The 22573-nt window shown below is 70.4% G+C and carries 16 protein-coding genes; 8 read left to right on the forward strand and 8 right to left on the reverse strand.

From position 1 onward, the window contains the following. Positions 1-126 precede the first annotated feature (126 nt). Complete coding sequence (locus tag WMF45_RS19915) at positions 127-1293, forward strand: STAS domain-containing protein (protein WP_437718461.1); 1167 nt, start codon at positions 127-129, stop codon at positions 1291-1293. A gap of 208 nt (positions 1294-1501) precedes the next feature. Continuing rightward, positions 1502-3103, forward strand: a complete 1602-nt coding sequence (locus WMF45_RS19920; protein ID WP_437718462.1) for a PAS domain-containing protein — start codon at positions 1502-1504, stop codon at positions 3101-3103. Between the two features lie 56 nt (positions 3104-3159). Here the strand turns inward: WMF45_RS19920 and WMF45_RS19925 are convergent, their stop codons facing one another. After that, complete coding sequence (locus WMF45_RS19925) at positions 3160-4473, reverse strand: AgmX/PglI C-terminal domain-containing protein (protein ID WP_437718463.1); 1314 nt, start codon at positions 4471-4473, stop codon at positions 3160-3162. Between the two features lie 107 nt (positions 4474-4580). Between WMF45_RS19925 and WMF45_RS19930 the strand changes: the two genes are divergently transcribed. The 4 genes from WMF45_RS19930 to WMF45_RS19945 all read left to right on the forward strand — a co-directional run bounded on the left by WMF45_RS19930 (position 4581) and on the right by WMF45_RS19945 (position 9394). Continuing rightward, positions 4581-5456 carry an Fpg/Nei family DNA glycosylase gene (locus WMF45_RS19930; RefSeq protein ID WP_437718464.1) on the forward strand — a complete coding sequence of 292 codons (876 nt, stop codon included), beginning with the start codon at positions 4581-4583 and terminating at the stop codon, positions 5454-5456. Between the two features lie 124 nt (positions 5457-5580). Then, entirely contained in the window at positions 5581-6339 is a 759-nt protein-coding gene (locus tag WMF45_RS19935; RefSeq protein WP_437718465.1) for a hypothetical protein, read from the forward strand. An 81-nt stretch (positions 6340-6420) separates the two neighbouring features. Then, positions 6421-7785: a hypothetical protein gene (locus WMF45_RS19940; protein WP_437718466.1), complete on the forward strand. Its 1365-nt coding sequence runs from the start codon at positions 6421-6423 to the stop codon at positions 7783-7785. Beyond that, a complete protein-coding gene (locus WMF45_RS19945; RefSeq protein WP_437718467.1) occupies positions 7757-9394 on the forward strand; it encodes a tetratricopeptide repeat protein in 1638 nt (545 codons plus the stop codon). The genes WMF45_RS19940 and WMF45_RS19945 overlap by 29 nt, the downstream gene beginning before the upstream one ends. Positions 9395-9602: 208 nt before the next feature. On the opposite strand, the gene WMF45_RS19950 is transcribed toward WMF45_RS19945, so the two are convergent. The 7 genes from WMF45_RS19950 to WMF45_RS19980 all read right to left on the reverse strand — a co-directional run bounded on the left by WMF45_RS19950 (position 9603) and on the right by WMF45_RS19980 (position 19741). Next, entirely contained in the window at positions 9603-13094 is a 3492-nt protein-coding gene (locus tag WMF45_RS19950) for an ATP-binding protein (protein ID WP_437718468.1), read from the reverse strand. A gap of 45 nt (positions 13095-13139) precedes the next feature. Then, complete coding sequence (locus tag WMF45_RS19955) at positions 13140-14237, reverse strand: AI-2E family transporter (RefSeq protein ID WP_437718469.1); 1098 nt, start codon at positions 14235-14237, stop codon at positions 13140-13142. 148 nt (positions 14238-14385) lie between these two features. Then, on the reverse strand, positions 14386-14916 hold the full coding sequence (locus WMF45_RS19960) for a pyridoxamine 5'-phosphate oxidase family protein (RefSeq protein WP_437718470.1): 531 nt from the start codon (positions 14914-14916) through the stop codon (positions 14386-14388). A 211-nt stretch (positions 14917-15127) separates the two neighbouring features. Next, positions 15128-16144 (reverse strand): zinc ribbon domain-containing protein, encoded by a 1017-nt coding sequence (locus tag WMF45_RS19965; protein WP_437718471.1) that lies wholly within the window; start codon positions 16142-16144, stop codon positions 15128-15130. Further along, entirely contained in the window at positions 16141-17211 is a 1071-nt protein-coding gene (locus WMF45_RS19970) for a hypothetical protein (protein WP_437718472.1), read from the reverse strand. Before WMF45_RS19970 ends, WMF45_RS19965 begins: the two co-directional genes overlap by 4 nt. Positions 17212-17280: 69 nt before the next feature. Further along, a complete protein-coding gene (locus WMF45_RS19975; protein ID WP_437718473.1) occupies positions 17281-18357 on the reverse strand; it encodes an alpha/beta fold hydrolase in 1077 nt (358 codons plus the stop codon). Between the two features lie 1075 nt (positions 18358-19432). Continuing rightward, complete coding sequence (locus WMF45_RS19980) at positions 19433-19741, reverse strand: hypothetical protein (protein WP_437718474.1); 309 nt, start codon at positions 19739-19741, stop codon at positions 19433-19435. Between the two features lie 177 nt (positions 19742-19918). Between WMF45_RS19980 and WMF45_RS19985 the strand changes: the two genes are divergently transcribed. Continuing rightward, on the forward strand, positions 19919-20398 hold the full coding sequence (locus WMF45_RS19985; RefSeq protein WP_437718475.1) for a hypothetical protein: 480 nt from the start codon (positions 19919-19921) through the stop codon (positions 20396-20398). Next, entirely contained in the window at positions 20395-22566 is a 2172-nt protein-coding gene (locus WMF45_RS19990; protein ID WP_437718476.1) for an ATPase domain-containing protein, read from the forward strand. Before WMF45_RS19985 ends, WMF45_RS19990 begins: the two co-directional genes overlap by 4 nt. Positions 22567-22573: the final 7 nt, after the last annotated feature.

Below are 22573 nucleotides of genomic sequence, written 5' to 3' on the forward strand. Positions count from 1 at the left end.
CCCCTGGAGCTGCATGATCCGTCGCCAATCGCACCAACATCATCCTGTCGCGAGCGCGCCTTTCCAACCGCGATGCGCTTCTGATACAAGCCATCTTGTCTAAGGGGGACATACGGGAGGGAAACGATGGCGAACGAAATGGACGCCGCTTCGGCGCTGCTGGACACATTTTTCGCGTCCTGTCCAGAGATGCTCTTCATCGCGGGGATCGATGGGGATGTGCTGCACGCGAGCGGCGCGCTCCGTCAGGCGCTGGGGGCCGGGATAACGCATGGCAACTCGCTCTCGGCGCTCGTCCATGCGGAGGATCGCGCCGACTTCGCCGCTGCGTGGATCCGGCTGAAGGAGCAAACAGAGCCGGTGCTGGTCGATGTGCGCCTGATGGACGCCCAGGGCGCTTACCGGCGTCTGACGTGCAACGCGAGCCGGGCGCCCGAAGGGGGCACGATCCACGGGTCGCTGCGGCAGGCCGACGGCGAGCGCAGCCCGGCAGAGCCGAGCCTCAAGGAGCGGCTCCTCGACGGGCTGGCAGACAGCCTCCACGTCGTCCTCTGGGCGATCGACACCGAGGGGACCGTCATCTACCACGACGGCAAGGGGCTCGACGCCACCGGGCTCGCGAGGGGCGCGCTCCTCGGGAAGAACATGCTCGAGCTCTATCCCGAGAGAGACCGCATCGTCCTGCGGGGAGCGCTCGCCGGCGCGATGGCCCATGACCACAACACGGCGCACGGCGTCCACTGGGAGAGCTGGGTCGTCCCCGTGCTCAACGAGCGCGACGAGGTCGACGTGGTGCTCGGGTTCTCGCTCGACGTCACCGCGGTGAAGCGCGCGCAGGAAGAGCTGCGGACCAGGCTCTCTCAGATCGAGAAGCAGCAGGAGGTGATTCGCACCCTCTCCACGCCGATCATCGAGGTGTGGAACGGGGTGCTGACGCTCCCCATGATCGGCGTGGTCGACAGCGTGCGGACGGCCGAGGTGATGGATGCGCTGCTCGCGCGCATCACGGAGAAACAAGCCCATTTCGCGATCCTCGATCTGACCGGGGTCGACATGGTGGACACGAAGGTGGCGAGCCACCTCATCGAGCTCGTGGCGGCGATCCGCCTGCTCGGCGCCGAAGGCATCGTCGCCGGCATCAAGCCGAACGTCGCGCAGACGATGGTCGCGCTGGGGCTCGATCTCTCGACGATCTCGACGCAACGCGATCTGCGGGCCGCCCTGAGCTACTGTATCCGGCGCATGGCGCCGCAGCCCCCGCAGGAGAGCCGCGCCAGCGTGAGCGCGATCTGACAGGGCTTCACGCGCGGCGGCCCCGCGCCGTCGAGCTCGCTCCGGCGCCGGAGAGCGCCTCCGGCGCGAACGCCGCCTCCCCCTTTCGGCGACTCCGCTCATCCGGAGGGTGCAGCAGCGCGAGAACGGGGCGATGATGCGCCCGGTTGTGACCGTTCAGCAGCGGGGGCCGCGCTCGGCCCTCGCATCGGGCTCACGGGGTGGGTGCGTGCACACGACAGCCGAAGATCGCGCAGAGACTCTTCACATCGATCCACGTCTCCTGATCGAGGCCCTGGACGACCCAGCGCTCGTCATCGACGCGCGGGGCGCCGTCCTGTGCAAGAACGAGCAGCTCGATCGCCTCCTCTCGGGGCTCGGGGCGCCGAGCCTGCCGCTGTCGCCGGAGGGCGATCGCGTGCTCCTGTCGCTGGCGCCCGCGGCCGCCGACGTCGCCCGGATCCAGGCGATCCTCTCGGGCGAGGTCGATCGCGCCGAGATCGACCTCCCGGACGAGGGCCGCGGCGCGCCGCGGTGGATGCTCCGCGGGCTCGCCTGCACGATCGCCGGCGGGCGCGGCGCCCTGCTCCGCCTCATCGATGGAGGCGAACGCAGCGTCCGGGAGCACCAGCGCCGGTGCGCGCAGGTGGTCGAGTCCATGCACCTCGGCTGCACGTTCATCACCCTCGACGACCCGGAGGATGACCGGTCGCTCCGGTACGTCTACATGAACCGCGCCGCCGAGCGGATCGCCAGCAGGCCCACCGCGTCGATGCTGGGCCGGACCCTGGACGAGAGCGTCCCCAGCCTCCGGCAGATCGGCATTCCGCAGCGCCTGGCGGAGCTGATCCGCTGCGGCGGGACGGACGAGAGCGAGGTGATCGTCCCCCGGGAAGAGGGCACGCACGTCATGACGACGTGGTCGTTCGCCGTAGGCGATCGGTGCGCCGCCGTGGTCTACGACGACGTCACCGAGCGCAGGGCGACGGAGGCGTCGCTCGAGAGCGCGCGCCTCCTCCTCGACGGCATCATCGAGCACCTCCCGCTGATGCTCTTCGTCAAGGATGCGGCGGGGCTCCGCTATGTGCGGGTGAACAAGGCTTTCGAGGAGTTCCATGGCCACGCGCGAGGAGAGCTGATCGGCTTGTGCGCCAGCGACTTGTTGCCGCAGGCGCTGGCCGCGAAGGTGGACGCCGAGGCCCGCGCCGTGCTCGCGGGGGGCGTACCGGTCGAGTTCCCGGAGCTCCGCGTCCCCTCGAAGCGCTTCGGGGACCGCATCGGTCGCGCCCGGTTCATCCCCATGGAGGGCGCCAGGGGCAAGGGCCGTTATCTCCTCGGGCTCGTCGAGGACATCACCGAGCGCAAGAAGATCGAGGACGCGAAGCGCCAGGAGTCGATCCTCCTGGAGACGCAGCGGCGGCTGATCGAGCTCATCCAGGAGCTCTCGACGCCGAGCATCCCCATCCACCCGGGCATCCTCGTCGTCCCGCTCGTCGGCCAGATGGACAGCTCGCGCGGCGCCCAGCTCGTGGAGTCGCTCGTCGCCGCGGTCGAGCGGCACCACGCCGAGTTCGTCATCATCGATATCACCGGCGTCACGTCGGTCGACACCGCGGTGGCCAACCACCTGCTCCAGGCCACGCGCGCCGCGGGGCTCCTCGGTGCCGAGTGCAGCGTCGTCGGCGCCTCGCCCAGCATCGCCCGCACCGTGATCGAGCTCGGCATCGAGCTCGGCAAGCTCGCGACGCACCGGGACCTGCAAGCCGGGTTCCGGCACGCGCTGGCGCGGAAGGGGTATGTGATCAGCCCGCGCGCGGATCGAAAGGCCTGAGCGCGGCGGCGCCGTCCGCGCCGCGCGAGACGGCCGCTCGCGCTACCGCGTCGGCGTCACGAGCTTGGCGAGAACATGATGGGATACACCACCGTGACGACGCCGCCCTCGGGCGCCGGGAACGTGAACTTCTCGAACTCGCGCAGGACGCAGCTCACGACCGCGCGATCCGGCATGGGCGCGCTCGCGGTCGATTGCGGGGGGCTTTTCGGCTGCGGAGCGTCCTCGGCGACGGCCGTCACCTTGCCGTCCCTGCCGATGACGAAGCGCACCGTGATCCGGCCAGCGAGGTTGGGATCGCGGCGCAGCCCGTCCTCGTAGCATTTGCGCAGCGCACCGAACCGCGCGCGAACCACGTTCCGGATCTCCTCGGGGGGCAGCCGGCCCGAGACCTCCATCGAGAGCGCGCGAAACGAGGGCGGCGATCCTGGCGGCCCGGTGAACCGACCCTCGCGGGGGAGGGCTCGGAGCATGAGGATCTCCGGCTTCGAGCCCGGCGGTCGCTCCGTCCATTGCCGCGCGCGGGCGAGGGTGGTCGACACGACCTCCTTGACGTCGGCGAAGCTCGCTCCTGGCACGGCGCGCAGGCCGATGCGGTCGAGGCAGGTCCGCGGCGCCTTCGCGCACGCGGCTTCGGCGAGCTCCGCGAGCGCGGCGGAGGCGCGTTCCCGCTGCGGGCCGACGACCTCGCGCTTCACGAGCGTCCGGACGAACCCGCCGCCCTCCGAGGCGCTCGGCGGGGCGACGGTCAGCTCGAAGAGGCTCACCTCCACGTCGCGTTCGCGGACATCGACGGCGATCTCGAACCACGGCGGCTCCGAGGCTTCCTCACCGGGAGAGCCGGGCACGGGCGTGCGGAAACGGAGCCCGCCCACGCCGATGCGCAGCAGCGCCACGGGGTAGCCGGCGAAGGCCGCCGTGCGCGACACGCTCTCGATGACGATCCAGGCGACCGATCCGTCGGCCACGACGGCGATCTCGCCCTGCGCGGGCGCGCCGCGGTCGCTCTCGCGGGCGCGGCGCGCCTCCAGCTGCACGAACAGCTCATCGACCTTGGTCAGCTGGCCGAGCTCGGCGATGCTCTTCGCGTCGCCCACGAGCCGGCCGTCCAGGAGGATCTGGTGGCCTCGGATCTCGACCTCCGGCGGCGAGGCTGCGTCGGGCGGGGCGTCCGGAGCGACGGGCGGCGCCGCGGGCGCGATGGGTACGGCGATCGGACGCTCGGCCGGCGGGCGCGGGGGCGCAGGCGCGGCACACGCGCAGAGCGACGCCGCCAGCAGGGCGATGGGGCACCAGGTCGGGTGAGGCATCGAGCAGCTCTCCAGGGTCGCGACGCTGAACTGCCGCGAATCGAGGATGCGAGCATACATGTTCAGGCGAGCGCGAAGCGAGGCCGGCGATGCGGTGAGTTCCTGGCTCTTGCGCTCGTGCCCCTTGCGATCCGGCCGGTCCGTACCAGAGCTTCAAAGCACCGCTCATGCCTGAAGGCGACACCCTCTTCCGCATCGCCGCCGCCCTCGGCCCCGCGCTCACCGGCGCGCGCGTCGTCGCGCTGGAGCTGCCCAGGAGCGACCAGCCGTGCCGTTGGCTCGTCGGCCGCCGCGTCGAGCGCGTGGAGGCGCGCGGCAAGAACCTCCTGATCTTCTTCGACGAGGGGACCGTCCTCCACACGCACCTGCGCATGAGCGGGGCCTGGCACCTCTACCGCGAGGGCGAGCGCTGGAAGCGGTCCGAGGCGACGGCGTCGGCCATCCTCGCGGTCCCGGGCTACGTCGCCGTCTGCTTCCGCGCGCCCGTCGCGCGCCTGCTCCGCGCGAGCGCCCTGCGCGGCGACCGCCTCCTCGGCGCCCTCGGCCCGGATCTGCTCGGCGACGCCTTCGACGCCACCGAGGCGCTCCGCCGCCTGCGCGCCCTCGACGAGGTGCCGCTCGGCGTCGCCGTCATGGACCAGCGCGTCGTCGCCGGCATCGGCAACATCTACAAGAGCGAGCTCCTCTTCCGGACGCGGCTCGACCCCTTCGCCCCCGTCCGCGCGTACTCCGACGAGGAGCTCTCCGCGATGCTCGACGTCGGCCGCCGCCTCCTGCAAGCCAACGTCGAGCCGCGGGACGCCGCCAGCGCGTACCGTGGGCCGACCGCACATTACATGACCACACGCACGACGCGCGCCGGCGGAGACCGCAGGAGGCCGGTCAGCGTCTACGGCCGCGAGGGGTACGCCTGCTACGACTGCGGCGCCGCGATCCAGATGCAGCGGCAGGGGACGATGATGCGGTCGACCTACTTCTGTCCCCGTTGCCAGCCGACCCGCGCCGCGCCGCCGCCGGCCGTGCCTGCTCCGTCCGCGCCGTGACCACGGTCGCCGGCGGGCGCGCTGCGGCGCGTAGGAGGACGCCACCGTTCCCGGCGATCGCGCTTCGCGCGCAACCGTGCTGCCCGGCAGACCTTTCCGGCGCCACGATCGTACGATCCGCTCCATGCGCCTCACCCTGCTCCTGATCCTCGCGCTCGCGCCCGGTTGCAGCCACGCCCTGGACGAGCCCGTCACTCCGGACGACGCCGGGAGCGCAACGCCCCCTCCGGCCCCCGTCTCCTCCTCCTCGGCGGATGCGCCGGGCTCGCCACCCGCGACGGGCACCGCCGAGGCCGAGATCGACCCCCGGCTCGCCCCGCTCATCGCCGCCGCCTTTCGCGACTACAAGCCCTGGGGGCGCGTCGACGACGAGCTCCGCTGGGCGCCCTGGCTGTGCCGGATGCCGCTGCCCGGCCGCGTCCGCATGAGCGCCGCCGAGGATGGCGGCCACGCCCGCAAGCTCTACTCGGTGTTCGCCAAGCACCGCGATCGCTATCCGCTCGTCGACGGACAGGCGCCCGTCGCTCAGCCGGTCGGGCAGGTCCTGGTCAAGGAGAGCTTTGTCCCGGAGCTGGTGGAGGACGGCGCGGCGGCCGCCCTCCCGGGCGCCGGCGCCACCCCGCCGGAGTCCGCGGATCACTTCGATCCCATCCTGCGCGACGGCGATCGCGTCTACCGCGCGTCGCGCCTCGCCGGCGCGTACGTGGTGCTCAAGGTCGCGCCGGACACGCCCGGCACCGACGCGGGCTGGGTCTACGGCACGGTCACGGCCGCGGGCCAGGTGACCTCCGCCGGCCGGGTCGCCTCGTGCATGGGTTGTCACGTGAGCGCCCGTCACGAGCGCGTCTTCGGGCTCGCGCCGGCGCCGTCCGCGGCGCCCTGACGGGCTCGGGGGCGGCGCTCTGCCGCTCTTGTGCCTCCGCCGGCATCTTGGACTACGCTGGCGCCCGGAGCCCTGGCACCTATGTCGAACCGCGTCCGCAGTCCTGCCTCCCTTCTTGCTCCCTTCGCCCGCGGTGCTGTCTCCCTTCTTTCTCCAGCGAAGACGCTCCGGGATCTCGTGCGCAACAGCGACCCGGACGTACCGCTTCCGAACGACGATCCACGCTGGCAGGACTTCTCGTTGGCGCGCGGCGATCAGTCCATGGCGGCGCTGGAGAAAGAGCTCACATGGCGACCCGAAGGCCAGTTTGTTCACGCCACCTTCGTGAGTCACCGTGGAGCGGGCAAGAGCACCGAGATCCTCCGGCTGACCGAACGGTTGAGCGACCAGTACGAGCCGGTGTACATCGAGGCGACAGTCGAGATGGATCCGTTTCGTATCGAGGCGGAGGATCTGCTGCTCAACATGGCGCTGGCGGTCGAGCAGAGAATGCGCGAGCGGGGGACACCGCTGCCGGCTGACCTGCTGAAGCGCGTGACGGGATGGTTCGATGAGGTCGTCCGCACGACCAAGTGGGCGCAGAACTACAACGCCGAAGCTGCGGCTGGGGTGGAGCTCAAGGCGGAGCTGCCGTTCATCGGCAGCCTCTTCGGCTCCCTGAAGGCGCTGTTCAAGCAGGAAAGCGAATATCGTACGGAGGTCAAGCAGGTGCTGCGCAAGTATCCCGGCACCCTGCTTCAGAGTGTGAACGAGCTGCTCGACGCAGCGCGCGGGCTGCTCGGTGAGCGCGATCTCCTGGTGATCGTCGACAATCTGGACCGCTATGAGCCCGAGGTCATCGATCGGCTCCTCGTGCAGGGCGCGGACAGGATGCGTGAGCTCCGCACGAACCTCCTGTTGACGCCGCCGATCAGCCTCCTGCTCCAGCCGAAGTCAGCCCATCTCGACACGCTGTACAGCTGCCACGTGCTCTACACGGTGCGCTTGCGACGGCAGGACCAGCAGTACGACGCCTTTGACGGTCCCGGCCGGGATCTGATGGAACAGGCGCTCTCACTCCGGATGGATCTCGACACCGTGATCCCGGAGCAGGAGGCTCGGGACCGCCTGATCGCAGCGAGCGGCGGGGCAGTGCGGGAGCTGCTCGATCTCGTCACCCAGTCTGCCTACATGGCGAACGGCGCTGTCCTCGCCAGGGCGGACGTCGAGCGGGCAGTGGCGCTGCGGCGGCAGCGGATGCGCGATCTCATCAACGCCAATGGCTGGCTCGACGCGCTTGTGAAGCTCGCCCGAGACAAGCAGATTTTTCCTGATAAAGCGTGCATGGACGTGCTCTTCCACCGGCTCGCCTTCAAGTACAACGGCGATGGCTGGTACGACGTCCACCCGCTGGTGGCCGAGATCCCGGAGTTCGTGAATGCGCAGCACGACGTCCTCCGCCGATAGCGCAGCAGAGCGGCGCGCCACGCCGGGCGACGAAGCGGCGCCCGAAGAGCCCGGTGACTTGGAGCGCATCCTCGGACCGGAGCGCGGAGCCGCCTACCGGCGCTTCCTCGAGTGGTCTGTAGGAGAAGGTTTCATGCTCGCCGTCGTGGAGGTCAGGCGGCCTGTGCAGCGCGAGGCGCTCGCCGCAGCCACGCGCGCAGCCGTGCCGAGTCTATGTATCGCGAGGCTCACTTCCGTCGGCGCGCAGCCGATCCGCACCTTTCTCGAGGAGGCGTGCCCATCTCCTGAGGAGACCTCGGTGCTCATGCTCACGCGTCTCGAGGAGTCGGACGATGCCGCCAGGATCTGCGCCGCGCTCAACGTACACCGGGACGAACTCGCGCGACGGTTCGCGCTGCCCTGGGTGGTCGTGGTCCACCCCGCGGCGGCGCTGGCGCTGCAGCGGCATGCGCCCGACTTCTGCGACTTCGCCGGGCTCTGGCTCCCCGAGGAGCCAGGGGAGGCGATGGATCCGATCTTGGATCAAGCGTTCCTCTCGCCGACTGCGTCGTTCGTCGCACCGCACCATCTCGGCGCAGATCCGACGAGGATACCGAAGGGTTTGCTGTCGCTCGCGCACGAGGCCGCTGTCTCCGGCCATGTCGACCAAGCGGCCGACTTGCTCGCACAGCACGATATGAAGCACCCAGACGCCCGAGCCCACGATGCCCGACGCGTGCACGTGGATGGGGTGCTGCTGGCGGTACGCGGTGAGCTCACCCAGGCGCTCGCGCGTTTCCACGCGGCACTGAAGCTCTGCGAAGCGACCAACGATGCCACCATGCGAGCTGTGCTCCTCAACGAAGTCGCCCAGGTCCATGCCCTCCAAGGCGATCTGGCCGCCGCGCGTCGCTTCGTGCAAGCCGCACTGGAGCTCTTCGAGAAGCTTGGAAACCAGCGTGGCCGTGCGGCATCCTTGCAACAGCTATCAATCATCGAGGGGGGCCTTGGTGACAACGCGAAAGCGCAAGAGCTGGCAAGAGAATCATTGCAGCTCATCGAGGAGCTCGGAGATCAGGTGGGACGGGCTGCCTCGCTGCTCGAGCTGTCGTTCATCGAGGCCCGCATGGGTAACCACGCGAAAGCGCAAGAGCTGGCTCGCGAGTCGCTCGCGCTCGGCGACACATTCGGGAATCTGATCGTTCGATTCGCCTCGTTGCATCGTCTCGCGACGCTCGCGATTCGACAGGGTAACCATTCCGAGGCGCGGGAGCTGCTGGATGAGTCGCTGAAGCTCAGCGAGAAAATGGGAAGCGCGACGTGCCGATTGGCGGTGCTTCGCGAGCTTGGCAACATCTTGTGCCTTGAGGGCAACTTCGCAGAAGCGCGAGATCTATGGCGCGAGTCGCTGAAGATCAGCGAAGAGCTCGGAGTCAAGAGCACCCGAGCGACATCACTTATGATGCTTGGCATAGTGGAAGCCGTACAAGGGCAAACCGGGCACGGCTTGGCGCTCGTGCGCGAGGGGATTGGCATCCTTGAAGAGATCAATGCCACGGCGGCTGCCAAGCTGAAGGATGCTCTGCGTGGGCTGGAGACCATTTCGTCAGCGGACTTGTCCGACCGTTAGCGACAGCGCGCGCAAGAGGCCCGCCTCCAGCCACAGGCCCTGCTGCGCGAGGCCCCTTCTCCATGGACATCTCGGCAGGTCACCGTGGAAGGTGTTTGTCCCGCGGGGTGGGCCTGGGGCCCCGCGCGTAAGCACCCGCCCAAGGGCATCGTGATCATCGCTCCGCCGGCCGGGTCGCCTCGTGCATGGGTTGTCACGTGAGCGCCCGTCACGAGCGCGTCTTCGGGCTCGCGCCGGCGCCGTCCGCGGCGCCCTGACGCGCTCCGGACGCCGCGGCAGCGTCGACGACCCCGGCGAGCGCGTCCAGCGACATCGGCTTGACGAAGTGGGCGTCGAACCCTGCCGCCTCGGCGCGGCGGCGGTCCGACGCCTGCCCGTACCCCGTGAGCGCGATGAGCGCGCCCGAGCACAGCTCAGCCTCCCTCAGGCGCCGCGCCACCTCGTAGCCGTCCATTCCTGGGAGCCCGATGTCGAGGAGCACGAGATCGGGCCGATGCTCGGCCGCGGCCTTCAACGCGCGCGGGCCGTCGCCGGCGATCCACACCTCTTGCCCGAGGGCCAGCAACGCGTCGGCGAGGGTGCTCGCCGCGTCCACGTTGTCCTCCACGATGAGGACGCGGAGCTTCCTCGCCGCCGGAGACGGCTGCTCTGCGCTCTTCGAGGGCGCGGACGACGCCCCGACGGCCGCGGCGGGCACGCGCTCGTCCGCCGCCGCGGGAACACGCTCGTCCGCCGCCGCGGGCGCGCGCTCCTCCGCCGCAACGGGGAGACGCACGACGAACTCGCTGCCTTGCCCTGGCCCCGGGCTCGTCGCTTCGATGCTCCCGCCGTGGAGGGCGACCAGATCGCGGACGATGGTCAGCCCGATACCGAGGCCGCCGGGCGCCCGATCGAGGCTGCGATCCGCCTGATGGAACAGCTCGAAGACATGGGGCAGCACCTCCCCGGCGATCCCGATCCCGTTGTCGCGGACGCGCAGCTCCACCCGGTCGCCGCGCTGCTCGACCGCCACCCCGATGTGGCCCCCGGGGTCGGTGTACTTGCACGCGTTGGTGAGCAGGTTGACGAGGATCTGCTCGAGGCGGACGTCGTCCCCGAGGACGTGGACGGCGGCCGCCGGCAGCACGAGCCGGATCTGGTGCCGCCGCGCCTCGATCTGCTCGCGCGTCGACGCCACGGCGCGCGTCACGGCGGCCTTGACGTCGATCCGCTCCTTGCGCAGCTCGATCTTTCCCCGGGTGATGCGCGACACGTCGAGCAGATCGTCCACGAGGCGCATCAAGGTCCTCGTTTGCCGCGCGATCACCTCGACGTGCTGGTCCGGCGGCCCGCCGCGGCTCCGCCGCCGGAGGAGCTCCACGGCCACGCAGATGGGCGCCATGGGGTTGCGCAGCTCGTGCCCCAGCATGGCCAGGAACTCGTCCTTCCGGCGATCCGCGTCCGCCAGCGCGTCCTCGACGCGCTTGCGCTCGGTGATGTCCAGGGACGAGCCGACGAACCCCAGGAACGCTCCGGCGGCGCCGTAGCGCGGGGCGCCCTGCGTCACGACCCACCGGCTCTCGCCGTCCCGCCGGAGCATCTGGCATTCCAGCATGAATGGCTCATGCGTCTCCATCGATTCGGCGCACGCGCTCGCGACGAGCGGGCGATCGTCCGGGTGGATCGCGTCGAGCCAGCCGTCCCCCAGCTCCTCTTCGAGGGAGCGCCCCGTGAAGCGCAGCCACGTCGTGTTGACGTACTCGCACCCGCCGGAGGGCCCGGACATCCAGATCATCATGGGGGCGCAGTCGGCGAGGGAGCGGAAGCGCTGCTCGCTCTCGCGGAGGCGCTCGACGTCCTCGGCGACCTGGCGGCGCAGCCTGGCGATCTCGATGCGACCGCCGACCCGCGCGAGCAGCTCGCGGACCGAGAACGGCTTCACGAGGTAATCGTCCGCGCCCGCCTCGGCGCCGTGCACGCGCGACGCCTCGCCGGATCGGGCCGAGATGAACACCACCGGGACGAGCCTCGTCCTCGGCTCGGCCCGCAGCGCCTTGAGCAGGCCGAACCCGTCGAGCCCGGGCATCATGATGTCGGTGAGCACGAGATCGGGTACACGCGAGCGCACAGCGCAGAGCGCCATCTCGCCGTTCTCGACGGCCTCGACGGTCCACCGCGTCGCGAGGATGTCCCGGAGGTAGCTCCGCATGTCGGGGTTGTCCTCGACGAGCAGGACGTGGCCGGCCGGGCCCTCCGCCGGGCGCGCGTCTTCCGCGCTTGCCGGTGTCCCGAGCGGCAGCTCCGCCGACGGCGCGGGCCCGGAGACCCACTGCGACGCTTCCTCCACGAACGCCTGGACCGTCACGGCCGTCATGCCGAGCTCCCGCTCGGCGCCGATGCGCTCCGCGGGCACGTGCGCGGATCCGGCGGGGATGCGGACGGTGAACGTGCTGCCACGACCGACCTCGCTCGTCGCCTGGACGTCGCCCATGTGGAACCGGACAAGCTCCCGCACGAGGGCGAGGCCGATGCCGGAGCCTTCGTAGCTCCGCCCGCGCGCCCCCTGGATCCGGTGGAAGCGCTCGAAGATCCGAGAGAGCTCGCCGGCGTCGATCCCTATCCCCGTGTCGCTGACCTCGAGGAGCACGTGGTCGCCGCCCCATCGGAGCGAGATCGCGATCTCGCCCTCGAACGTGAACTTGAACGCGTTCGAGACCAGGTTGAGGACGATCTTCTCCCACATCTCGCGATCGACGTAGACGCGCTCCGGGAGCGGCGGGCAGTCGACGACGAGCCGGAGCCCCGCCCGATCCATGGGCCCGCGGAACGCGCTCGCCACCTCGGCGGTCAGCGCCGAGAGGTCGAGCGCCTCGTAGGAGACCTGCATCCCGGCGGCCTCGATCCGGGCGAAGTCGAGCAGGTTGTTCACGAGCTTGAGGAGCCGCCGCGCGTTGCGGCGCGCGAGCTCGACGAGCTCGTGTTGCCTGCCGGTGAGGCCGCCGGGCTCGCTCGTCAGCAGCTCGTCGATCGGGCAGAGCATGAGCGTGAGCGGCGTCCGGAACTCGTGGCTCAGGTTCGAGAAGAACCTGGTCTTGAGCTCGTCGATCCGGCTGAGCTGCTCGTTCGCCACGCGGAGCTGCTCGTTCGCGCGCTGGATCTCCTGCGCCCGGAGGAAGACCTCGGCCTCGACCCGCTCCGCCCGCGTCTTGAGCTCCTCCGTGCGCCGGGTCTGCTCGATCCCGCGCTGCTTCAGCCGGACGAACTCGGTCACGTCCTCGACGCGGTGGATGATGTACACGACGTCGCCGTCCGGCCCCACGATGGGCGAGTTCACGGGGCTCCAGTGCCGTTCCTCGAAGCCGCCTCCCTCCGCTTCAGGGCGCTGGACAGCGTATTTCTGCACGGCCATGCTGTCGGGGGCGCGTGTCTCGATCACACGCTCGAGCGAGGCGCGCAGGTTCTTGACGCCGGTCGCGTTCGGATCGTCCGGGTTGTCCGGGAAGACATCAAAGATGCCACAACCCAGGATCTCTTCGCGCCGCGTGTTCGTGGCCTTCAGGTAGGCGTCGCTCACGGCGGCGACGGTGAGGTCCGGGCGGAGCACGAGGTAACACCCCGGGAGCCCCTCGAAGATCGCGCGGAAATCGGGGTTCGCTGGCGTCGCCTGCTCGCCCTCCGATCGCTGATTCGGCTTCGCGCTCGTGATGAGGCTCGTGGTCATGGGCAGATCTTCGAGAGAAGACCTGGTGCACGAGACCACGTATCGCTACCCGGATCTCCGCGCTCCCGCGACGCTCGGCCGCAGCAGCGAGCCGGGCGCCGGCTCGCCGCTGACGGGCGCTGTCTCTGGCTCCTCGGGCGCGGGCTCCATGATGCGCGCGACCCACGAGAGCCCCTCCACGTTCTCCAGCGTGATCTTCGCGACCATCATGATGGGCACCGACAGGAGCGCGCCCGCCGGCCCCCAGAGCCAGCCCCAGAAGAGCATGCCGATCAGGACGGCGAGCGGCGACAGGCCCAGGGTCCGCCCGAGCACGCGCGGCTCGAGCACGTTGCCCACCAGCAGGTTGATCAGCAGGTACCCGATGGCCACGAGGGCCGCGGTGCCGGGGCCCTGGCTTGCCAGCGCGGCGAGCACGGCCGGGATCGTCGCGACCGCCGCGCCGATGTTGGGGATGAAGTGCAGGACGAACAGGCTCGACGCCAGGAGGAGCGCCAGGTCCACGCCCAGGAGGACCAGGAGCACGTAGGCGAGGACGGCGACGAGCAGGCTCGTCAGCGTCTTCACCACGAGGTACTTCTTCACCTCCCGCACGATGCGATCGACGTGCTCGAGCCCGCGCGCAGGGGTCGAGAGCAGCCGCCGCACCTTCGCGCCCGCGCCGGCGCCCTCGCAGAGCGCGAAGAACACGACGAGGAGCACCACCCCGAGGCTCGACGCCGCGCTGGCGACCGTGACCGCGGCCCCGCCGAGGAGGGGGACCAGGGACGCCGTGTGCAGCGTGCGCGAGAGGAACTCCGGGTTCACCGGGAAGCCGCGCTCCGTGAGCGTCATGGCGAGCGCCTCGGTCATCGAGGACATCCGGACCAGGTAGACCGGCACCTTCTCCTCGAGCTCCACCCCGGCGATGGTGACCACCGCCCCGACGAAGACAAGGATGGCCAGATCGACCACGAGCGCGGCCAGCGCCCCGAGGGCCGCGGGCAGCCCGCGGCGGGTCACCCAGGTCGCGATGGGCGACGAGATCGCCGCGAGCGCGACGCCGAACAGCACCGGCACGAGGAACGGCTCCGCGTAGCGCAGCCCGACGATGACGACGACCGCCGCCGCCGCGACCACGACCATCTGAGCTCGACGAGACATCGTGAAGATCCCCATGCCCAACCTCGCTGCTGACGGGTTCTCGCGTCACCTCCGCCCCGGTGGAGAGGAGCGCGGCGCAATCCCGAGAGGAGCAAGGGATGCGCCACGCTCCGTCCCGCCCCGAGGCACGGCGCGACGGCGTGGATCGTTATCGCGCGGACACCCGGGCATCGCCGGCTTGCCCGCCGTTCAGCGGCACCGAGCCGTGCTGGGCGGCGTCGGTCTTCGGCGTCGTCCCGGTGACGTACGCCTTGACCGCCTCGACGAGGAACCGGAGCCCCGCCGCGCCTTCGTTGTCCCAGTACTCGCCTTCGCGCGGGCTCACGTGGATGAGCGCGAGGGAGGGATCGTCCTTGCCCTGCGGGAAGAACACCTTCGCCTCCTCCGACCACAGGGCCTCGATCTTCGTCCGACTCCGCACGATCGAGGCGCTGCCCGAGAGCGACAGGAAGCGGCGCCCCTCCTGGAGGGTCACATTCACCTCGGGCTGCGACTCGATCTCATCGACCTTGCCCGAGTCGATGCTCGTCATGAACCAGACGTCCCCGGTATCGCTGTCGACCTTCGTGAGCGCCATCGGACGCGCCCGCAGCGCCCCCTGGCTGGCGTGCGTGACGAGCATGGCAGTCCGGAACTTCTTGAGGATCTCCAGCAGCTTCTCCCGTGATCCAGTTTCCATGGTTTCCTCCATCGAGCTCCGGCCTCAGTGCGAGATCCGGACCATGGCCGGGGCGCGCGGTGGAGGGCGCGGATCATGGCTCTTCTGTGCCGCACCGAGCGTGCGCTCGCGGCATTCCGCCACAGCGTCTGGCGCGGCCCGCCGCGCCCGCGCAGCGCTGGAGCTGGGCGAGCGGGCAGGGGGAGGGGGAGAGGACCGAGAAAGGGCGAAGCTATGCTGCGCGGGCGAGCACGAGCGCCCCGATCACGAGCATGACGAGCGCGAGCGCGCCGGCGACCACCAGCGCCACCTTGCCCCACGCGATGGGCGCCGTGCCTGTGACGTGGCTCGCGTCCTGGCCGTGGACGACGGCGCGGTAGCTGCGCCCCTTGTAGCGGTAGGCGAGCACGTACGATGGCAGCGCCAGCCGGCGGGTCTCCAGGGCGTGCAGGAGCACCGCCACGTGCACGTTGCGAAACGTGGACCCCGGGATGACGCCTCGCTTCAGGGCGTCCTCTGCGCTGGCGGCGATCCGCTCGCTGACGATCTTCCGCGCCGCCGAGCGCTGCGCGTCGAACTGCTCCAGCACCGCGTCGGGCGGGCCGAGCTGCTGCTGTGTCCGGTGCGCGGCGGGCACCGCCAGATCGAGCCGGAAGTACGGCGCGAGCTCCTGGGCCTCGCCAAGCGAGAGCCCGCGTGAGGCGGACAGGAGCAGGTTGCGGAACGGCAGCTGCGTCTGTCCGGCGTGCGGTGCCCAGCTGCTCAGCCGGGCGCCCGCGTTGGAGTCCGCCGTCCAGCTCACCACGGCGTCCGCGCTGACGAGCCAGCCCGCCCACCAGATCGGGCGCAGCCCGTCGATGGTCGCCGTGCGGGAGAGATCCGACGGCCGGAAGAAGCCGAGCGTCGACATCCACCGCCGCAGCGCCTGATCGGCCTGATCGGGGGGCACCCCGAACGGGAGCAGCCAGTCGGCCTGTTCGATCGGGTCGACCGGCTGCTCGAGCCGCGTGACGGCGCCGCAGAAGCGGCACTTCGGCGCCTGCGCCTCGGCCGAGTACGCGACCGCGGCGCCGCACTCGGTGCACCGCAGCACCTGCACCGCCTGCGGGGCCGGGGCGCGGCCCTGCGGCGCGGCGAGGCCGCAGACGGCGCAGCGCAGGTCCCCCGGCTCCAGCGGCCCCTGGCAGCGCGCGCAGCACGGCCCCGTGGCGCTCGTGGTGGCCGAGGCGACGTCCATGCTCGCGCTCATCGCGTCCCTCCGGTCGGTGTGGGGCTGCTCCCGGGGCGGACGCGCTCGGTCGGCGCGGGGGCGGCGGCGGGGGCGGCGGCGGGCGGACGCGCGGCGCCGCGCCGTTCGGCGGGATCGCGGCCCCGGTCGCGCGCCGCGACGAGGAGGAACGGCGCCGCGATCAGCGCGATCACGAGCACGACGGCGAGGGCGATCTTGATCCAGGAGACGGGGGCCTTGCCGTGGATCGCGCCGGTCTGGCCGTTGATGAGGACGCGGAAGGGCGGCTTCTGCGGGTCGTGCCGGATGGCGAGCACCCAGAGGGGCACATAGAGCAGCTCGAGCGTCTCGCGGTCGAGGTGCGTCTCGTGCGTCAGGCCGTGGTGGCTGTCCCCGGGCATGAAGCCCGAGAGGTCGCGGCCGATCTTCTCGAGCGCCTCCCGCCGCGCGAGGCCGTAACACTCGGCCTGGGTCATCGTCGGCTCCTCGGCGATCCAGCCGCTGAGCACCGCGGGCGTGTAGCGCCGCATCGTGCGGAGGTCGAACGGCTCGATCGCCTCGAGCTCGGCGTTCGGGACGGCGCGAGACGCCACGACGAGCACGTCCATGACGTAGGTCGCATGTTGACCTTCGAGGTGCCGGTGCTCGGTCCTTGTGACGACGCGCGTCCGGGTGACGCTGTTCCCCTTGTCGTCGGTCGTCGTGTACGTCTCGGTTTCCTGGTAGTCCTCGCCGATCTGCGCCGCGTAGCGCGTCTGCGCCATCGCCGAGTACAGGTAGGCGGGCGTGTAGACGCCGCGGATCGCGTCGATCGTCGCCGTCTTGACGCTGGACTGCACGAAGAAGCTCCGCTTTCCCAGCCACGCCTTGACCGCGCCCTGCGCGCTCTCCCGCGTCGTGGTGAACCCGACGACGAAGTGCGGCGACGGCCGATCATGGGAGGGCGGCCGCTCCACCACCGAGGGCGAGGCGCAATAAGGGCACACCGCGGTCCGCTGGTCCGCTTCGACGCGCAGCGAGGCGCCGCAGGTCTCACATTCGAGTTGCACCGGCGCCCGAGAGAACCGCACCGGGGGGCACGGCGTCAACAGGGAAGGGGTAGCGTGGCGTCGACAGGACAGGCGTGCGCGGCGTCACCGAGAGCGCGGCGCGCGCCGTCAACAGGGAACCGGCGGCGGGCGGCTCCCGAGGTCGGCGGGAGATGCCGAGTCGCCGGTGTCCTGCTGCGGTGTCTGCCGCATCAGCGGAGACAGCGAGCTCCGCGCCCAGCGCCTGACCGCGGCGTCCGGCCAGGGCTGCCAGCGGGCGCTGGCCTGCGGTGAGCGGGCCGCCGCGGCCGATGCGCGCGGGGCGCGCGCCCCGGTGCGCAGGCGCGGCGCGGACCGCGGCTCGTCGAGGAACCGCAGGAGATCGGGGGCGAGATCGCCCACCGCTTCCCGGTGCGGGTAGTGCCCCGCCTTGGCGAAGCGCCGCACGGCCGCGCCTTCGATGTAGCGGTCGATGTCCGCCGCGTGGCGCGCCGGGATCACCTGGTCGCGCTCGCCCCAGTAGACGGCGAGCGGCGGTATCTCCGGGAGCCGATGAGCGATGTCCATGAGGTGATGGCGCTGTCCGCGCAGATCGATCGCGTGGCGGAGCGTGCGCGACAGGGCGCGCGCCGTGCCGGGCCGCGCGTTCATCCTGGCGAGGTGCCTGCGCTCTTCCGCGTTGAAATCGCCCCCGAGCACCAGCACGCCCGCGTGCGTGCCGACGCCCATGAGCACCGGCGCGGCCAGCTCGATCAGCCCGGTCACGGCGGCGAGGCGCAGCGGCAGCGCGACCTCCGTCCCGATGCCGCCTGCGGCGACCAGCCCGACGCGGTGGATGCGCCCTGGCCGCTCGGTGGCCACGCACATTGCAATGCTGCCGCCGAACGAGTGCCCCACCAGATCGAAATCGCCGAGCCGGAGGGCACGGATCCATTCGGCGACCACGCCCGCATACCACGCGACCGTATAGGGCGCGTCGGGCCGAGCCGAGTCGCCATGGCCGGGCAGGTCGAGCGCGACGACCCGGCGCCCTGCCGCCGCGAGCGCGGGGGCGAGGCGGTTCCAGGTCCGACAGCTATCGGACAGGCCGTGCACCAGGACCACGGGGCGCTGGTCCGCGCCGCCGTTCCGGGAGGGGGTCCACTCTTGCCAGTGGACCTCGCCGGCAGAAAGGACGCGAACATGGCTGCGACACGTGACCGACATGTTCTTCATCAAGAGTTCGCACGAAGTGCCGCGTCTGTCCAGATTGCACAGCTGAGATGGGGAGCTCGGGGGAGGGGGGGCCGCGAAGCGTGCTTCGCGTCCAGTGTGGGTTTTGCAGCGCCAGCGTACGCCGTGCTGGGTGCATTCGCGTGGTCCCCGGAGGGCGGCCGCCCTGTCTCCTCCCTGGCTCGGCGTGTCCTTGCCGCAGTCGGCCGCTTTGTCATCTCACCTCGGTGCTGCGTTCGATGCCCTGGCCGGGCCGCCCTGCTGGCGCACGGACAGAATTGAACTTCATGGTTCCTTGTTGACATCGCGCTCTATTTGAGACGAGTCTCGCCGCATCGGAAGACATACGCTGGCAGGCTTTCTCTGTTGTGAGAGCGAGCTCTGTTTCCACGCGCGCCGCGGGGGGCGGATCTGCAGGCTGAGGGAATACAGGGTTGCCCTGCGCCGGATCCGACGCGCTGGGTGACTCGGTCGATAGGGGCATCATTCCCCAGGAGTGGCCGAATCAACAGGATGCGATTTGCCAGCCTGCGCCCCCAGGCTGTGCGCATCGTGGCGAGAGGCGCGATTGCACTTCGTGACTGCATTGTGTTCGCGCTCATTGCCGGTGTCGCTGGCGCCTTCATTGGACGTGCCGCTCCGCGCGACGCGCCGAGCGCACAGGCGGCCGCCCAGGTGCGGCTGCTCATCAACGCCGCCGTCGAACGGTCAGCAAGGCCAGCCCGCCGCGCTCCTCGGGGGCCAACCTCGCGCTCGACCGCCGCGGCAGCGCCCCTCGTCCCAGAGGACGGGGCAAGAAAAAAGAAGAGGAGTTCCATGCAGCGCTCGACCGTCTCCCGTGCCCGAATCGGGACAAGGCGCCGCCACCGGGCGATAACGAGAGACGTGGGGCCGCCACTGTGCCAGCCTGAACCCCGCGGTGTCAGGCCGCGCAGGGGCGAGCCGCGGTGGGCGTGGAGCGCGAACAGGCGCTCCCCGAGCCCTCCCGCAGCGGCATCGCGATGGACCGAGCGGCCCTTACCCTCGCGAACCGCACGAGATCACCGAGATGCGAGACCTCGAGAGAAATTCACAGGATGCGGGGGTGATGCTGCGCGAGGCGGCTGACGCGGCGACCTCCGCGCGCCGCGCCGTCCGTCACGTCCTCGAGGAGCTCGAATCCATCATCGCGCTCCGCGCCTCCGCCGGAAGCGCGCAGGACATCCATCGCGTGCGGAAGCTGGTCGACGATCTCCGCGCCGCGCGGAGGTCGGCGGGCATCTCGTTGCGTGCGGCGCAGCGCACCGCGGACGGCGCGCTCCACGCGCTCGGCGGGGAGTCGCCCGGCGATCGAGCGCGGACTCGAGCCCGCGACCGCGCCGAGCTGAAGGGCCGGCACAGCTCGCACCGTCGACGGATCCCGCGAGCATCCCGAGCGCAAACGCCGCGATCGTCCGGCCTGAAGCGCGAGCGCCACGGCGATGCTGCCCGCGCGCGACGCCCTGATCGAGCGCGCGATGCGGCATCGGCATGAACATTGCCCCTCCCCGGCGACCGTCGAGGCGACGTAGCGCCCATGCGTGACGCGAACGAGCACAGCGCCTGCGTGGACGCCTGGATGGATCGGGCAGCTCGGGGCGCGCCGCCCGACCGCCTCATCCAGCTCTTCGAACGAGCGTTCAACGCCCTGTGGTGGCGCGCCCACGTCACCCTCGGGGAGGTCACGCTCGGCGCCATCGTGGATCGCGTTCTCTACTATGCCTCCGAGCGATCCCCGGTCCTCTCGTCGCTCAGGATGGAGTCGGCCGGGATCTGGTGTGTGGAGCTCCAGGAGCGCGCCGGGGGCGTGCGTCGCGACCAGATCGAGGAGGGGCTCCGGTTCATCCTGGTGGAGTTCCTCACGGTCCTCGGAAACCTGACGGCGGAGATCCTCACGCCGGCGCTCCACGCGGAGCTCTCGAGGGTCGCGCAGGAGGAGGCGGGCGGGATCGAGAGAGCGTCGAAGAGCTCGCCCGGGATCTCCGAGGGCGAGGACGGCGAGGAAGTGGAGCCATGACGAAGAAGACGGCCATCGCGCGCATCGAGACGGGGGTGCGAAACCTGGATGCGCTGTTCGGGGGGGGGCTGCCGAAGGGGTCGATCGTCGTCGTCGCCGGCCCGCCGGGCGCGGGCAAGACGATCCTCACCCAGCAGATCTGCTTCCACAACGCCTCGGCCGGGACCCGGGTCCTCTACTTCAGCACGCTCTCGGAGCCGACCGCGAAGACGCTGCGCTACCTGAATCAGTTCGACTTCTTCGACGCCGGGAAGATCGACGGGGGAATCCAGTTCGTCGACCTCGGCGCCATCCTCCGGACGAAGGGCCTCGACGGCGCCTCCAGGCTCGTCATGGATCACGTCAAGAAGGTCAAGCCGTCCATGGTCGTCATCGACAGCTTCAAGGTCTTCGACGATCTCGCCAAGTCCAAGGAAGAGCTCCGGAAGTTCGGCTACGAGCTCGCGATCAACCTCATGGCGTGGGAGACCACCACCTTCTTCCTCGGAGAGTTCGGGCAAAGCGACATCGAGACCAACCCGCTGTTCTCGATCGTCGACGGGCTGATCATGATCAACCAGCGCCAGGAGTCCGGTGAGCAGCGGCGGATCATCCAGATCGTCAAGATGCGCGGCACCGACCACAGCCGAGAGGAGCACTCGTTCGCCATCACGCGGGCCGGCATCGACGTGTTCGCGCCCCGCCTCACCATCCACCGGGCGGCCGTCGAGGGCAAGGAGCCGCGCCTCAGGACCGGCATCTCGAGGCTCGACGAGCTCCTCGGAGACGGGATCCCGCGTGGCTCCAGCCTCCTCATCGCCGGCGTGGCGGGGACCGGCAAGACGGTGCTCTCGCTCGAGTTCATCTACCGCGGCGCGAAGGCCGGCGAGAAGGGGATATTCTTCTCCTTCGAGGAGAGCGAGGCGCGGCTGCGCGCCACCGCCCGTGGCCTCGGCTGGGACCTCGACGCCGAGATCGAGCGCGGGATGGTCGAGATCGTCTTCATCCCGCAGCCCGACATCCTGGTGGAGGGGCACCTGCTCATGATGAGCGAGCGGATCCTCGGCATGAAGGCGCGGCGCGTGGTCGTCGATTCGGTCTCGGTCTTCCTGCACAAGGTCAAGGACCCGCAGGTAGACCGAGAGAAGATCTTCCAGCTCGCCAGCATCATCCACAACGCGCAGGCGGTCGGCTTCCTCGCCACCGACATTCCCTACGGCACCAACCAGATCAGCCGCTTCGGCGTCGAGGAGACCGTGGTCGACGGGGTCATCCTCCTCTCCTCGACGGAGGAAGGGCTCGAGCGCCAGCGCTACATCGAGATCTACAAGCTCAGGAACACCGCCCACCTCAGGGGCCGGCACAGCATCCTCATCGGCCCGGGCGGGCTCATCGTCTATCCCCGTTACAACGCGGAGGCGGCGTTCGCCGAGCCGCCGCCCCCCCTCGACACGGCGCGGCGCCTGCCCTCCGGGGTGCCCGGGCTCGACGGGCTGCTCGGCGGAGGGCTGCTCGAGCGCAGCGTCACCCTCCTCTCCGGGAGCGCGGGCATCGGGAAGAGCACCCTGTCGCTGCAGTTCCTCGTCGAAGGCTGCCGCCGCGAAGAGCCGGGGCTCTACCTCGCCCTCGAGGAGGGGCCCGCACAGCTCATCAGGACCGCGGAGGCGCTGGGGCTGCCGCTCCAAGAGGCGATCGACAAGGGGCTCGCCGAGGTCATCTATCTCTCGCGGGAGCGCGTCCGCCCGAGCCAGCTCCTCTCGCTCCTGACCGACAAGATCCGCAAGCAGAAGACGCGTCGATTCGTCCTCGACAGCGTGAGCCACCTCGCGGCCGAGGGCATCGCGGAGGACGAGCTGCGGCAGCTCCTCTACGCGCTGATCACGCGGTTCAAGGCGCTCGGCGTGACCACCGTGCTCACGCTCGAATCGAGCGTGATGTACTCCAGCGAGACCGTCACCGACCGCAGGTTCTCTCCGGTGGCCGACAACCTCGTCGTGCTCCGGTACACGCCCATGCCGGGCGAGATCAGGCCGACCCTTATGGTCGTGAAGACGCGCGGCAGCGAGCACGATTTCGGCGCCTACCACTTCACCGTGGGGAAGGGCGGCGCCCGGATCGGGCAGCGCGCTGACGTGGGAGCCCCTCTGGCGGCGAAGAGCGCCGAGGGCCGGAGGCGAACGAAGAAATAGGAGGCGG

Source organism: Sorangium sp. So ce448, assembly GCF_051520915.1.
In the GTDB taxonomy this organism is placed as follows: Bacteria; Myxococcota_A; Polyangia; order Polyangiales; family Polyangiaceae; genus Sorangium; species Sorangium cellulosum_B.

Coding starts and splice junctions, on each gene's coding strand:
- WMF45_RS19915 (WP_437718461.1), top strand. CDS start 127: ATGGCGAACGAAATGGACGCCGCTTCGGCGCTGCTGGACACATTTTTC.
- WMF45_RS19925 (WP_437718463.1), bottom strand. CDS start 4,473: ATGTATGCTCGCATCCTCGATTCGCGGCAGTTCAGCGTCGCGACCCTG.
- WMF45_RS19930 (WP_437718464.1), top strand. CDS start 4,581: ATGCCTGAAGGCGACACCCTCTTCCGCATCGCCGCCGCCCTCGGCCCC.
- WMF45_RS19935 (WP_437718465.1), top strand. CDS start 5,581: ATGCGCCTCACCCTGCTCCTGATCCTCGCGCTCGCGCCCGGTTGCAGC.
- WMF45_RS19940 (WP_437718466.1), top strand. CDS start 6,421: ATGTCGAACCGCGTCCGCAGTCCTGCCTCCCTTCTTGCTCCCTTCGCC.
- WMF45_RS19945 (WP_437718467.1), top strand. CDS start 7,757: ATGCGCAGCACGACGTCCTCCGCCGATAGCGCAGCAGAGCGGCGCGCC.
- WMF45_RS19950 (WP_437718468.1), bottom strand. CDS start 13,094: ATGACCACGAGCCTCATCACGAGCGCGAAGCCGAATCAGCGATCGGAG.
- WMF45_RS19955 (WP_437718469.1), bottom strand. CDS start 14,237: ATGTCTCGTCGAGCTCAGATGGTCGTGGTCGCGGCGGCGGCGGTCGTC.
- WMF45_RS19960 (WP_437718470.1), bottom strand. CDS start 14,916: ATGGAAACTGGATCACGGGAGAAGCTGCTGGAGATCCTCAAGAAGTTC.
- WMF45_RS19965 (WP_437718471.1), bottom strand. CDS start 16,144: ATGAGCGCGAGCATGGACGTCGCCTCGGCCACCACGAGCGCCACGGGG.
- WMF45_RS19975 (WP_437718473.1), bottom strand. CDS start 18,357: ATGTCGGTCACGTGTCGCAGCCATGTTCGCGTCCTTTCTGCCGGCGAG.
- WMF45_RS19985 (WP_437718475.1), top strand. CDS start 19,919: ATGCGTGACGCGAACGAGCACAGCGCCTGCGTGGACGCCTGGATGGAT.
- WMF45_RS19990 (WP_437718476.1), top strand. CDS start 20,395: ATGACGAAGAAGACGGCCATCGCGCGCATCGAGACGGGGGTGCGAAAC.